Here is a 14,687-nt window from a genome sequence, read left to right as displayed (position 1 = left end):
TACAAATTAAAAACAATAATTTATGGTAAACATAATTTTTCCTTTACCTAGAATTTACACACAAACTCTTCCTCTCATTTTATATTTGGTTGCTATTAATCAAACAAAATATAATGAGAATAATAAAATTTTTATTACTAATTTTTTTAATTAGTATGTCATTTATTTCTTGGGCACAACGCAATGTCTCAGGAATTGTGCTAGATAATAGCAACTTATCATTACCAGGAGCTAATATTGTAGTAAAAGGTACTACAAATGGGGTTATAACAGACCTTGATGGAGCTTTTAATATTCAAGTAAATATTGGAGATGTTTTACAAGTTTCCTTTTTAGGAATGAAAACAAAAACAGTATTCATTGAAGATTATAATGATTTAAAAATTATTTTAGAAGATGATGCAACTCAATTAGATGATGTAGTTGTTGTTGGTTATGGAACTCAAAAAAAATCTGATGTAACAGGTTCTATTGCTTCTGTAAAAAATGAAAATTTTAATAAAGGAGTTGTATCAAATGCAGGACAACTTTTACAGGGTAAGGTTGCAGGTGTAAATGTTTCTGTTACCAATGGAGAACCTGGTGCTTCACAAGATATTATTATTCGTGGAGCAGGGAGTTTACGTTCTGGTACTACTCCTCTTTATGTAGTTGATGGTTTTGCGCTTGATAATTCAGCAAATGGTATTTCTTCTAATCCTTTAAATTTTATTAATCCTCAAGACATTGAAAGTATAGATGTTCTTAAAGATGCTTCTGCAGCAGCTATTTATGGTGCAAGAGCTGCAAATGGAGTAATTGTAATTACTACCAAAAAAGGAAAAGTAGGAAAAATACAAATGAATTTTTCAGTATCTACTGCTATTTCAACATTAGCTAATAAAATTGATATTTTTAGCGCTGATGAATTTCGTAAACAAGTAGCAGCTGTAGGAGGAACATTAATTGATGGGGGGGCAAATACAGATTGGCAGGACGAATTAACAAGAAAGGCAATTTCTAAAAATGTCAACTTTTCAATGAGTGGAGCTTCTGATAAATTTTCATATGCAGCGTCACTTGGAGCCGAAGATCAAGAAGGTATTTTAAGAAATAGTAATTTAAAACGTTATTCAGGGCGTTTGAATTTAACACAAAAAGCATTGGATAATAAGCTTAAAATTGAGTTTAATTTAACAGGAAGTAGAATTGAAAATATTAGGCCTAATTCAAATTCGATAGTAAATGACATGTTACGTTTAAACCCTACTGATCCAGCTTATACAAACGGAAAACCTACAATTAATTTAAGCAATGATGCTTTTAATCCTTTAATTAGCGAAACGATTTACGGAGATTTTACCAATAACAATCGTATTTTAGCGAATATTGCTCCATCTATTGAAATTACAAAAGGATTAACATACAAATTGAATTATGGGGTAGATTATTCTTCTACCGATAGAGATGTACAAAATATACCTTATTCTACAGAAACGAATACAACTATTGGATCTTTAAATTCTACAATTACAACGAATACAAATACGTTAACAGAAAATACCTTAACGTATAATTTTAGAGAAGATAATCATAATTTCACATTTTTGTTAGGGCATTCATTTCAAGAAACTGAGGTACATCAAAAAAGTTTTAGTATGTCTGGTTTTCCAGATAATGGTATTGAACCTAGATATCAAATTGAAACAGCGAGCGAACCAACTACTCAGTCGTCTTATGCAACAAAAAATGAATTACAATCTTTCTTTGGTAGGTTAAATTATGAATTTGCAAGCAAGTATATGATAACTGCAACAATGCGTGCTGATGGATCCTCTAAATTTGGAGATAATAACAAATATGGGTATTTTCCATCAGTTGCGTTGGGATGGAATATTAGTAATGAAGACTTTTTAGTTTCTTCAGAAATTATAAATAATCTTAAATTAAGAGCAAGTTGGGGTAAAACAGGAAATCAAGAAATTCCTTCTAAAATAACAAAAGCAAGTTATACAGAAAGTAATACAGGAAATGATACATACCCGTTAGATAATGGTGCAAATGATTTAAGTGGTTATCCTTATGGTACAATTTATACACGTTTAGCCAATCCAGATATTAAATGGGAGGTTTCTACGCAAACTAATGTAGGTATAGACTTTGGTTTATTTAATAACAGAATTACAGGTACTATCGATTACTTTAATAAAGTTTCAGAAAATATTATATCAATAGTAACTCCAACCGATCCAATTACACCTGTATCTACATACTGGACGAACATTCCTAATATGGAAATAAAAAATTCAGGTGTTGAAATAGCATTAGATTATAATAGTGATAGAAGTAAAGACTTTTCATATACTATTGGAGGTAATATATCTTTAACCAAAAATGAAGTAGTTAATTCTCCTTATACAATATTAACAACGGGTGCTGCTCAAGGATCAGGTCAAACAGATGCAACAATTAATGGGATTTTGAATGGAGAATCAATAGGCTCTTTTTATGTTCTTGAGTTTACTGGAATTGGTGCTGATGGTTTAAACCAATTTGCAGATAGAAATAATGATGGGGAAATTCTAGATAATGACCGTTATGTAGCAGGTAGTGCTTTGCCTGATTATATCTATGCTTTCTATTTGAATTTTAAATATAAGGATTTTGATTTAGGCTTGAACTTTAACGGAGCCGGTGGCAATAAAATTTACAACCATGTTGCAATGTCTTTATTTAATAGAGGAAGTCTCGCTAATTCAAGTAATACAACGGATAGAGCAGTTGAATACCTGAATGAAGCTTCGACCAACTCAAATTTGGTATCTGATAGGTATTTAGAAGATGGTAGTTTCTTACGGTTAAATAATGCAACATTAGGTTATAATTTAAATCCAAATTTAGTTGGACTTGATGATTTGATGCAAAATATCCGTTTTTCTGTAACAGGACAAAATTTATTTGTAATAACAGACTATAGTGGATTTGATCCTGAAATAAATACAGGTACTTCAATTGGTGACATTCAAACTTTTGGAATCGATTATTTCAGTTATCCTAAAAGTAGAACATTATTATTTGGTTTAAACTTTATCTTCTAATTTAAAATAGTTTCAAAATGAAAAATAAAACAATATATATAATTTTTACAATCGGTTTATTTTTAAGCTGGAGTTGTACCGATTTAAAAGAAGAAGTATTAGATGAATCTTTAACAGGTACAGGGCAGGCAGAAGCTATTGATGGTTCTATTGCACCTGCATATGGTCAAATATCAGATACTTGGAAACACACGAATTACTACGGCTTACAGTTAATAGCCAGCGATGAAGGGATTTTACCTTATCGTGGTGGAACAGATTGGTATGATGGGGGGAAATTTTTGGCTGCCCATGCACATACAATAACTCCAACTAACGATTTAGTAACAAGTTCATGGAATGCACTTACCATAAATATCTCTAGAACCGCAACTGCAATTGAAGTTTTAACGCCATTAGCTGAGATCGGGAATTCACAAGCAGAAGGAGCACTATACGAAATGAAAGCGCTAAGAGCCTATTTAAATATGTTGGCATTAGACAGTTGGGGACTTGCTTTTAAAAAGGAAAAATTAAAAGAAAATTCTGAGATTCTTCGAGGGCAAGAAGCGATTGATTATATAGAAAACGAATTTCTATCTGTAGCAGACGTTATTAATTCTGATAAAGGACCGGGAAGAATGACACAAGCTTCAGTTTGGGGGTTTTTGGCAAGATTGAATTTAAATGCTGCTGTATATCGTGATCCTTATGGGACTCCTAACTTTACAACTGAAGATATGGATAAAGTAATTCAATATACAAATAACATTATCAATTCGGGTAGATTTACCTTGTCACCTGAATATTTTGATTTATTTAATGATGATAATCATGAAAATGCTGAATTAATTTTTGCTTTAGATCAACGAGGTGTATTAAAAGACGAACATAGTCGTTGGACCTATTGGTCAATACCTGGTTCTATGTTTCCAAGACCAGAATTTACAAGTGCAGATGGTACAGATGGTCCTGCGATTACATCGGATTTCTACCAAACTTGGGTAGATGCTTATGGTAGTGTAGATCCAGCGGAAGCAGATGCCAGATTTTATCAAAACAATGCTCAAGTTCCAGCTAATTTACAAGATCTTACTGGACTTTCACCATTAAATGATGAAGACCACTATTTTTGCGTTGCTGCAGAAGATTTTGAAATTGATAGAGGTATTTTAAGAGGTGTGCCATGGGCAGCTAGAAAGGATGAGAATGGGGCATTTTATACTTGTGGTACTGGCTATAGAATTTATCCAGTAAAGCAAATAAAAGGAAATGGCCCAGATAGAAATATAGGATATGTAGACCTTACTTTAAATGTAGATTTTACGAATGAAGGGAGATTACACCACGCAGGATACCGTGTGTCAAAATACCAATTTAGCCACACCTCTCCAGACGGAAATAACTATAGTAGTGTAGATTTAGTGTTAATGCGTTATGCAGAAATTTTCATGATGCGCGCTGAAGCAAAATTAAGAAAAGGAGATGATGCTGGAGCTTTGATTGATGTAAACACAGTAAGAACCTCTAGAACTGCTCGTGCTCCAATTCCTTCAGAGCTTATAACTATAGATTTAGATATTATGTATCGCGAACTTGGATTTGAATTTTATTGGGAAGGTTTAAGAAGAAGTAATCAAATCCGTTTTGGTCATTATGAAGATTCTTGGACAGAAAAAACAGATAGTGATGTGAACAACAGATTATTCCCAATTCCACAATCTGCAATTGATGGAGCTTCAAATACTCCAGGGTATTTAGTTCAGAATGCTGGGTATTAAAGCTTTTTAATACAAAAGATATACGACAAGAAGTAAAATGCTTCTTGTCGTTTTTTTCATTTATAACAATATATTTATTCTAATAATGGTACAATTATTTAAAAAAGCTATTTTCTTATATATTGCTTGGGTTTTTATAGGTTGTTCTTCAAAAAAAGTAGCTGTAGAAAAGCAAATAGAGGAACCGTTAAGCATTATTTTCATGATTGGAGATGGTATGGGACTTCCTCAGATATCAACAGCGTTTTATTTTGGAGAAACAACTCCAAATTTTAAACAGTTTGAAACCATTGGTTTGATGAAAACATCGAGTACAAGTCATACAATTACAGATTCGGCTGCTGGAGCAACAGCTTTTTCGACAGGTCAAAAAACATATAAAAGAGCTATTGGTGTTTCAAAAGATAGTATTTCACAACCTACAATTTTAGAAAATTTACAAGAAAAAGGATACCAAACGGGTTTGATCAGTTTAACATCTATTACACATGCAACACCTGCAGCTTTTTATGCACATGCTGTAGATCGGGATTTACAAGATGATATTGCAGGTCAATTAGTAGATGCGAATGTGGATTTTTTTGCTGGCGGAGGACTCAAACATTTTGTTCATAGAAAAGATAAAAAGGATTTGTACAAAGAACTTGAATCAAAAAATTATAAATTAGATTCTGTTCAGTTATCAAATTTCGATTTGAATAAAAAGAACGGATATTTATTATCTGAAGAAGGATTACCTTCAAAAACAAAAGGAAGAGCTAATTTTTTACAAGATGCAACAAAATTAGGGTTGGAATATTTTACTAAAAAAGGAAAACCTTTCTTTTTTATGATTGAAGGTTCTTATATTGATTGGGGTGGACATGCCATGGATGCTGAAATGTTGATACAAGAAGTTGCTGATTTTGATAAGACTTTAGGTGTTGTTTTAGCCTATGTAAAACAACATCCAAACACATTATTAGTGGTAACTGCCGATCATGAAACTGGAGGAGCAAGTATTGGGAAGTTTTATGAGGTTGATGAAGTGACAGGAAAAAAGAAAGAAAACCCAGAAAAAGTAAAAGTTTATTTTAACTACGATCAGCATAGTGGAGATTTAATTCCTGTATTTGCGAAAGGATCAGGAGAAAATGAATTTAAAGGAATTTATGAGAATAACGACATTTATCATAAAATGATGAAGGCTATCCAGTCTCATAAAAACTAGTTTAGAATGGATTATATATATAAAAGTTATCTCGTAATTTTTGTTTTATTTCTGTTTAGTTGTTCAACTAAGAAAGAAAATCAAAAAAATGTGCCAGTACAAATAGCTTTTATGGCAGATGTACACTTACAAGATATTTATGCTCATTTTTCAGATACAGATTATAAAGGAATTGAGAATCCATCTACAGGAAAATACAACACGATTCGTACAATGGATTCTCAATTACATTCCACAAGATTATTTAATGAAAACTATTTTGCCTTTTTAGCAGCATTAGATGATGTGGTTAAAAGAGGGGTTAAAATAGTGGCATTGCCAGGAGATTTTACAGATGATGGACAGCTAGTGAATGTAAAAGCACTTCGGAAAATTTTAGATAGCTATGCTAAAAAACATCAAATACAGTTTTTTATAACCACAGGAAATCATGATCCAGTAAGGCCATTTGCTCAAAATGCAGGTAAAACAGATTTTTTAGCTGAAAATGGAGGTAATCAAATAATAGTTAGTTCCTCAGATTTGATTCCAACATCTTTGAAGGGTGATCCTGCTCCTGTGATTACAGCAGATATAAAAGAATTAGGATATGAAGGAATCGCCAAAGAATTGGCAAATTTTGGATTTTTCCCAAAAGAAGAATTTCAATATTGGGAAACACCTTTTTCAAACTATACTTATGACACGTATAATTTTAAAGAAGCTTCTACCGAAGGTCAACTGAAACATAGAACTTATGAAATTGGTAAAGAAAAACTTGAAATTCCTGACGTTAGTTATTTGGTAGAACCAATAGATGGTGTTTGGTTACTAGCAATAGATGCAAATGTGTATCTACCAAAAGAAGAGTTGTCGGGGACGGCAAATAACCCGAAAAATTTTGGTGGCGCAAGTAATAATGGATACAACAGTGTACTAAAACAAAAAAAACATTTAATTAGGTGGGTAAAAAAAATAGCTACTGAAGCAAAAAAGCATCATAAAAAACTAGTAGCTTTTAGTCATTATCCGATGGTAGAATTTAATGATGGAGCTTCGAAAGAATTAAAACAACTTTTTGGAGAAGATAAAATGCAACTTAAAAGAGTGCCAGCAGAAGAAGTGGCACAAGTTTTTGCCGATGCAGGTTTAAAATTGCATTTTGGAGGTCATATGCATATAAATGATACTGGAGTTAGAACAACATTCAAAGGAAATACTATTTTTAATATTCAAACACCTTCTTTAGCTGGGTATATGCCAGCTTATAAATTGCTAACCTTCCATTCAAATGAAAAAGTAGAGGTAGAGACAGTTCCTTTAACATCTGTAGAAAATTTTAGAGAGTTATTACCATTGTATAAAATAGAACATGATTATTTAACTGCAAAGGGAAGTATAATAATCTGGAATGAAAATATTTTAGCAGCAGATTCTTATATCTCATTTACAGATTGGCATTTAAAAGAATTGATTCGATTGCGATTTTTACCTGAAGATTGGCCAATTGATTTTAGTGAACTACTTCAAGAATCAACTGGAAAAGATTTATTTTTAACCTCCAAAAATCAAGAGGATTCAAATAAAATTAAGGAGCTTTTACAATCATATAATTTAGTTTTAGAAGATTTAGAAGCATGGAATGGAAAAGACATGGTTTATGATTATTACAGAATAAAATTAGCAGATGAATTGGTGTTTAATGTAATAGGAGATAAGCGGCTTTTACAATATAAATTAGTTAGTAAAAAACTAAATATGTCTGAAGATGGTAGGCTAGTGTTATGGGCTGAAATTTTTGAAAAAAGTATGAATGGGAAACCTTCAGATAATTTCATAATAGATTTAGTAAGTGATTCTATTTATTCATTAAAAAAATAATGAATTTCAAATAGTAAAGTTTAATAATTTAATAAAGCGTTAATTTTTTAAAATGAAAGTAAATTATTATTTATTTGTTTTTTCGTTCCTTTTTTCCTTGAAAGGATATACACAGAAATTTTTAGTGAAGCCTTATTTACAAGATGCTGAGCCTAATTCTATAAAAATAATGTGGGAAACTACTATTGGAGAAGAAAGCATTGTAGAATGGGGTCTTACTCCTAAATTGGGAAAGAAAACCAAAGGAAAAACGTTTGATATTAATTTTAGTACTTCCAAAATTCATGAAGTTAAAATTGAAGGATTAAAACGATTCACTTTATATTATTATCGTGTGACTACTGGTAGAATCAAATCAGATATCTATCAATTTAAAACACCTCCTTTTGCAATTGATAACGAATCTTTTAAGATGATTGCTATGAGTGATATGCAAAAGGATCACAATAACCCCGATAAGTTTTCTGAAATTGTAAATGAAGGTATTTTAAAATATTTAAAGAACGAATTTGATGGAAATCTACCTGAAAATTTAGCCTTAGTTATGATTCCAGGTGACTTGGTAGAAAATGGAACAAAATATTTTCAATGGAAGGATCATTTTTTTAATCCTTCCGAGAAATTATTTAGTAATGTACCAGTATATTCTGTTTTAGGAAATCATGAGAATAATTCAATTTTTTACTTCAACTATTTCAGTCTTCCCGAAAATGGGACTGCTGCCTATGCTGAACATTGGTGGTTTAAAGATTATGGAAATACCAGAATAATAGGGTTGAATTCAAATGAAGGTTATCGTGATAGTAAAGAACAATATAAATGGCTGGAAAAACTATTGGAAGATACTGCAAAAAATGAAGAAATAGATTTCGTTTTTGCACAATTACATCACCCTTTCAAATCAGAATTATGGATTCCTGGTGAAACAGATTTCTCGGGTAAAGTGGTGAAAATATTAGAGGAATTCAGTACAAAAACAGGAAAACCTAGTATTCATTTTTTTGGTCATACACATGGCTACTCCAGAGGACAATCTAAAAATCATAAACATTTGTGGATCAATGTTGCTTCAGCAGGTGGAGCCATAGATAATTGGGGAGAATTTGAAGGAAGAGATTATGATGAGTTTACGGTTACTCAAGATGAATACGGCTTTGTAATGGTAGAAGTGGATGGTAGTAAAGACAATCCAAAACTTACAATAAAGAGAATTAGTAGAGGTAATGAAGAGACATTTAGAAATAACGAAGTTACCGACAGCATTACCATTTTTAAAAAAGAAAGAAAACCTTTAGAGCCTGAAACACTAGCACCAAATAATGAAACGATAGCTATTGAAGGGGCTATTTTAAAAGCCAGTCCTTTTAAAAGTAATTTTAGAAATGCTTTTCACGCAGCGTCAAATTGGCAAATAGCAGAAACAGAAGATTTTTCTAATCCAGTTTTTGATAGTTGGAAGCAACACGAAAATTGGTACTATCTGGAAAATAGGCAAAAAGATGATAATTTATCAGATGAAAAAACTAAACGCTTAAAACCAAACACTACTTATTATTGGCGAGTACGTTATAGAGATCAGAATTTAAATTGGAGTAATTGGTCAAACACAGCCTCTTTTAAAACCATAGAATAATGAATAAATACTGTTTTTTACTTCCCGAAACAGAAAATAAATTTCTTTTATTATTATAATGGGTGTAGCGTATTAAGGTATAGGAGAGGTGTAAGATTTTTTTTAATTGACTTTATTAAGAAAAGAAGTTAATAAATAAAACTCTTAGCAAGTATACCATAATATATTACACTTGATTTTAGCACATAATTGATTATTTTCATTAGTGAAATTATGCATTATAATTATTTTATTTAAATTAATGTTGAAATCTACAATTTCAATATCAACAGTATATATGTAATGAACAAATCTTTTTTTTACATATAAATTGTTTTCGAATCATATTTGAATATTTTAAATATGATTCATTTACCATAAGCATGTAATCATTTATATCATATTGACTTTATATAATTTACGATACATATTTTTATTATAAAATTACCAAGTGAAGTTTAATATATAATTTTAAAAACACTTGGTAATTATTTATATTTAATTTCTTTTTCCTCCTGTTTGAAATGCTCTTGAAATATTAAAACCAAAATGTATCCCTCCATCAAAAAAATTATTAGTTGTTTCTGTAATAAAATCTTTCTCAATCATGGTTATTGAATTAGATAAAATAAGTTGAAACACATGACCGCCTGTTTCAATATCTACCCCTATTGCAATTGAGTTTCTTGTATCCAATGATTTTAAAGGATTTACTGTATAAAAATATTCGCTGTTTAATGTTACACGATTACTTAGTTTAATTCGGCTACCAAATCCTAACGCAAAAATATCATGTGGATCATTATTTATTCGAACAGAATTGTTATGTATGTAAGTTGGCGTAATTTGTAAAGATAGTATTCGATTAATTTTACTAGCAATTAATGCTTGTGTGGTATAAGACAATTTTTGATTAAAGCTAGGTTTATTTTCTGGGTCATAATCTTTTAGAGTTTTATAGATTGTGCTTCCAAAAAACGATATTCCGAGAGGAAAGGAATTTTTACCCTTACTTTGTTTGATTAATTTATACTTAATAAACCCATCATAGGTTTTATTAAAAGAACTTCTACCTAATCCTAACATAATATCATCAGTCATAGCGTATTCAAATGCAAAACGGATATTAGATTGATCTAATCCAAATAATTCATCAATACCTAGATCGATGCTGCCAAATCGATGTGATATAAGAAATTCTAATGTTCCTTTTTTTCTATTTTCAATTGAATGACCATTTAATATTCTTGTTCCTTTAAAAGTAGCTGTAACATATTCTTTTTGATTGGGTGTTTCACTTTCTAATATGTCTAAAAGATTTTGAGAAAAAGTATTATTAAGAGAAAAGAATAGAACAATTATTGAAATTTTTTTCATAATTAATTGTATTTTTTATGATTTAATAAGAAAGATACTTCTATAGTTTTTGCTATATTATTTTTAACTACCGAAGGTATTTTAATATCATAGTCAGAGACTACTATAGGAAATTTACCTTTAAGAGAAATGTCATTTTTATTTATTTCGATATCTGCTTCAATTTCAATTTTATTACTAATACCATGTATTGTCATATCTCCTTCTATTAAAACACTGTTTTTATTTTCTAAATTATTTATGTTTAGTATTTTACCTGTAAATGTTGCTTTAGGAAATTTATCTGATTCAATATAGTTTTCATTAAAATGTTCTTGCATAAGTGATTTTTCAAACATAAAAGACTTCATTAATATTGAAATAGCAATATTTCCATTTTCTTTATCTATAATACTTAATACTTGACTATTGATTGCTTCTATATCTTCAACAGGAGAGTGTGAAAAGAAAGAAATTGTACCATGTTTTGTTATATACCTCTCTTGTGCATTAAAATTGTTGGTTATAAGAAAGCAGATTAATATTGTAAATAAATTTTTCATTTTTTAAATTTTTACAAGGACACATCTAATCAAAATAATATCCATTAAATATCCTGTGCAGATACCTTTAACAATAATATTTTGACCTTCCTTTAGTTTCTTTAATTTATTGTTTTCCTCTGATGTAAGATGACAAATAACAGTACTTATTGCAGATTTATCATCATTCTTTAAAGTTATGATGATGCGGTTATCATTTGTAGCTTCCAATTTAGATACCTTACCGCTAATTTGTACGATTTGATCTAAGTATTTTGTGTTGGCTTTATTCTCATTCTCTTGATACTCTTTTAATATCTGTTGAGAATTTATAACTATTTTAGGTGTAGCTTTAGCAACATTTATATGCGGTTTATTATACTCTTTATATATAAAGAGAGATGTTACTATAATAATTGATAAAACTAAAAAAATTAAGATCTTTTTTTTACTCATTTTACTAATTATTTAGCGCTCCACTTTCTACCCAACACTTTATAAAATTAATTTCATCATTACTTAAAACGTCTCCAATAGGCATTGTTCTGTTTACAACTTGTTCTTTCACTATACCAGAATTTGCACTTACTCCCTGGTAGGTTCTTAAATCTGGAAATTGATTTCCATTATGGCAGCGAACGCAATTATTATCTATTATTGGCTTAATTATATTTGCAAATGATGTATCAGGGTTACATTCATCTTGATCAATAATTTCGGGTTCTTCATCTTGTTGCACATGATTTTCACAAGAATAAAAGGCAACACAGAATATGATTAACATCAATGTTTTTTTCATTTTTTCATTTTTCATTTTTATAAAATTTACATGTTAAAAGGATTTTTTTTACCATTCCTTTTAAAAATTAAACAGAAACTATATAATAAACCAATCCTTATTCATTCTAAGGAGAAATAGAAAGTATAGTAAAACATAATCTTTATTTATATAGTTTTTTTTTAAAATATCAATAACTTATAGCTTTCCGTTTTCTATCTCTCCTTTAACTAATTTGGCGATAATAAGTAAAACTTGTTATGTACCTGTTTACTTAATTAAGGAGCTATATCTATATTTATATTTGCAATTGGCCAAACAGCTGGAGCTGGGAAACTAACTCCTTTATTATCTCCTCTTTCAGTGTCTTGTCCAAAATAATATAAAGGCCATCCTTTATAAGTTAATTGAGTTCTTCCAAATACATCGATTGTTCCAAAATCATCACCATTTAAGATACTTGGTATTTTGTCTAATGTAATCTCTGCTATTGGCCATACACTATTATTTGAAAAGTCTGATGTCGTAAAAGTATTTGTGTTATTTGTGTCATTTATAAAAGAATAAAGTGTTCTACCTTCAATATCTACAATATAACTGGTCTCTTCATCTCCTACAGTGTAATTACTTGTATAGTTGTTTCCATCATGCCCTTTTAATTGTGCTTTTACATACATTAATGAATAATCTGGTTTTGCTGTAAACCAGATATTATTTACATTTTCTCCATTTATATCACCAGCAATATTATCATTATCAAAATAATACAAAGGCCACCCTTTATAAGTAGTTTGTTTTACTCCATCTGTACGTGTAATTGTTTTAAAATCATTAGCGTTTAAACCATTATCGGCCACTAGATTTTCAGAATAGAATACAGGCCAGAGATCAATACACCCTCCTAAACATTCTGAGGTGTCTTTAGTATCTTTTGAATAGAAATAAAGAGTTTTTCCTTCTGAATCAGTCAAAATACTTCCTAAAGTAGAATTGGTAGTCAATTTAACTGTTGCTACATCAGCAGGAGGAGACGGTATAGGATCATTATTATCGTCATTACTACAACTTTGTAGTATCATCATAAATACCATAAATAAGTAGGCTGTTTTTTTGATTGTCTTTTTCATTATTTAAATTATTTAGTTATTTTTTAATGTCCATCAAATTAAGGTGTTATATTCTGTTTTGTTGTTGAAAATGTTTGCCAAAGGGAAAAAATTGGTAATGAAAAGGAAAAAAAAGGATTGAATAAAATGAAGAGATATTTAAATAATCATTCTTTTACCTGTTATATTATATAACGATTAACTAAATTTGGGATAGAAATATTTTTTGAATAAAATTTGTTAGCCCCCGATGAAAAAAGACAAGCTTTATTTCTTCACTTTTCTATCCTTACTATTTATAGTTTATGCGATAGGATATTTTAATATGAACTATTTTGTAGATATTAGTACAGAGCAATTTCTTAAAATTCAAATAGAATCAAGTAAAAGAGAAGCTAAAGAAATTTCAAGTATGATTTCTTCTCAAATATCTAGTAATATAAATGAAAAAGAAGTTATAAAAAATATTCAAAAAAGTATAGAAAACACAGATAATGAAACTGGTTTTATATGTATGTATGATTGGTCTGGAAAAGAAATTTGTCATCCTAATATTGATAGGGTTGGAAAATACTCTCTTCCTGAAGAATCATTTATATCTACAATAGATGACAATACCAATTCTAAAGACTTTTATCATTATTTGAAAAACAAAAAAGAAGGTGGCGGAATTAGAACATTTAAAGAACAAAACAGATCCTCTGAAATTATATATGTATTTCCTGTTAAAAACACCGATTGGATTATAGCTGCACACGCAAATACACAAAAGATTAAAAAGCAAATTAACAACCTAAAGAAAAATTTTATTACTGTATATGTAATAACAGGGACATTAATTGTATTACTCTCTTTACTAATGGTACGATTAATTGGAAGTAGGTATGAAAAAAAACTAGAGCTAAAGAATGAAAAACTTTCTAATGAAGTTTTAAATCTTTCAAAATTAAATCACGATTTAATAAAATATAAAAGTAAAGTTAAAACTAACGAAATTCAAGATAAAATTATTGAAAAGAGAAATAATAAACAACGGATTCTAACATATTCAAAGAATGAACTTGTCCCTCTTTTAATAGAACAGATAGCTTATATATACACGAAAAACACTATAACTTATATTGTTTGTTTAGACGGTAAGAAATCAAACACTAATAGTAGTCTTGATGAAATTTATTCTAGTTTAGATGAAACATTTTTTTTTAGGGCCAATAGACAATATATTCTATCAATAAATGCTATAGATAAAATTTTGAGATACGGAAATAATCAGTTAAAAATAGAAGTTTTACCTGAAGACCCAATAGATATTATTATCAGTAAGAATAAAGCTTCAGAATTTAAAGTTTGGTTAAATAACTAAGTAATATTTTTAAATGATTTTAT

The 14,687-nt window shown here is 29.6% G+C and carries 11 protein-coding genes; 6 read left to right on the top strand and 5 right to left on the bottom strand.

The features are described 5' to 3' along the window. Nucleotides 1–113 precede the first annotated feature (113 nt). The 5 genes from C7447_RS08460 (at nucleotide 114) to C7447_RS08440 (ending at nucleotide 9,540) form a co-directional block, all read left to right on the top strand. The gene (locus tag C7447_RS08460; RefSeq protein ID WP_148870059.1) at nucleotides 114–3,077 is read left to right on the top strand and encodes a SusC/RagA family TonB-linked outer membrane protein; all 2,964 of its coding nucleotides are present in this window, start codon (nucleotides 114–116) and stop codon (nucleotides 3,075–3,077) included. A 17-nt stretch (nucleotides 3,078–3,094) separates the two neighbouring features. Then, nucleotides 3,095–4,837: a RagB/SusD family nutrient uptake outer membrane protein gene (locus C7447_RS08455; RefSeq protein WP_148870058.1), complete on the top strand. Its 1,743-nt coding sequence runs from the start codon at nucleotides 3,095–3,097 to the stop codon at nucleotides 4,835–4,837. 85 nt (nucleotides 4,838–4,922) lie between these two features. Continuing rightward, entirely contained in the window at nucleotides 4,923–6,047 is a 1,125-nt protein-coding gene (locus C7447_RS08450; RefSeq protein WP_148870057.1) for an alkaline phosphatase, read from the top strand. A gap of 6 nt (nucleotides 6,048–6,053) precedes the next feature. Next, nucleotides 6,054–7,907: a metallophosphoesterase family protein gene (locus C7447_RS08445; protein WP_148870056.1), complete on the top strand. Its 1,854-nt coding sequence runs from the start codon at nucleotides 6,054–6,056 to the stop codon at nucleotides 7,905–7,907. A 52-nt stretch (nucleotides 7,908–7,959) separates the two neighbouring features. Further along, nucleotides 7,960–9,540 carry a fibronectin type III domain-containing protein gene (locus C7447_RS08440; RefSeq protein WP_148870055.1) on the top strand — a complete coding sequence of 527 codons (1,581 nt, stop codon included), beginning with the start codon at nucleotides 7,960–7,962 and terminating at the stop codon, nucleotides 9,538–9,540. Nucleotides 9,541–10,017: 477 nt separating this feature from the next. On the opposite strand, the gene C7447_RS08435 is transcribed toward C7447_RS08440, so the two are convergent. The 5 genes from C7447_RS08435 to C7447_RS08415 form a co-directional block, all read right to left on the bottom strand. Beyond that, nucleotides 10,018–10,896 carry a DUF5777 family beta-barrel protein gene (locus tag C7447_RS08435; protein ID WP_148870054.1) on the bottom strand — a complete coding sequence of 293 codons (879 nt, stop codon included), beginning with the start codon at nucleotides 10,894–10,896 and terminating at the stop codon, nucleotides 10,018–10,020. Between the two features lie 2 nt (nucleotides 10,897–10,898). Continuing rightward, entirely contained in the window at nucleotides 10,899–11,438 is a 540-nt protein-coding gene (locus tag C7447_RS08430) for a YceI family protein (RefSeq protein ID WP_148870053.1), read from the bottom strand. Nucleotides 11,439–11,441: 3 nt separating this feature from the next. Continuing rightward, entirely contained in the window at nucleotides 11,442–11,873 is a 432-nt protein-coding gene (locus C7447_RS08425) for an OB-fold protein (protein WP_148870052.1), read from the bottom strand. A gap of 4 nt (nucleotides 11,874–11,877) precedes the next feature. Next, the gene (locus tag C7447_RS08420; RefSeq protein WP_148870051.1) at nucleotides 11,878–12,216 is read right to left on the bottom strand and encodes a cytochrome c; all 339 of its coding nucleotides are present in this window, start codon (nucleotides 12,214–12,216) and stop codon (nucleotides 11,878–11,880) included. Nucleotides 12,217–12,473: 257 nt separating this feature from the next. Continuing rightward, the gene (locus C7447_RS08415; protein WP_148870050.1) at nucleotides 12,474–13,322 is read right to left on the bottom strand and encodes a hypothetical protein; all 849 of its coding nucleotides are present in this window, start codon (nucleotides 13,320–13,322) and stop codon (nucleotides 12,474–12,476) included. A 229-nt stretch (nucleotides 13,323–13,551) separates the two neighbouring features. Between C7447_RS08415 and C7447_RS08410 the strand changes: the two genes are divergently transcribed. Beyond that, complete coding sequence (locus tag C7447_RS08410; protein ID WP_148870049.1) at nucleotides 13,552–14,664, top strand: LytTR family transcriptional regulator; 1,113 nt, start codon at nucleotides 13,552–13,554, stop codon at nucleotides 14,662–14,664. Nucleotides 14,665–14,687 lie beyond the last annotated feature (23 nt).

The sequence above is a fragment of the Tenacibaculum adriaticum genome (assembly GCF_008124875.1).
In the GTDB taxonomy this organism is placed as follows: domain Bacteria; phylum Bacteroidota; class Bacteroidia; order Flavobacteriales; family Flavobacteriaceae; genus Polaribacter; species Polaribacter adriaticus.
This window is presented reverse-complemented; position numbering and strand designations above follow the sequence as displayed.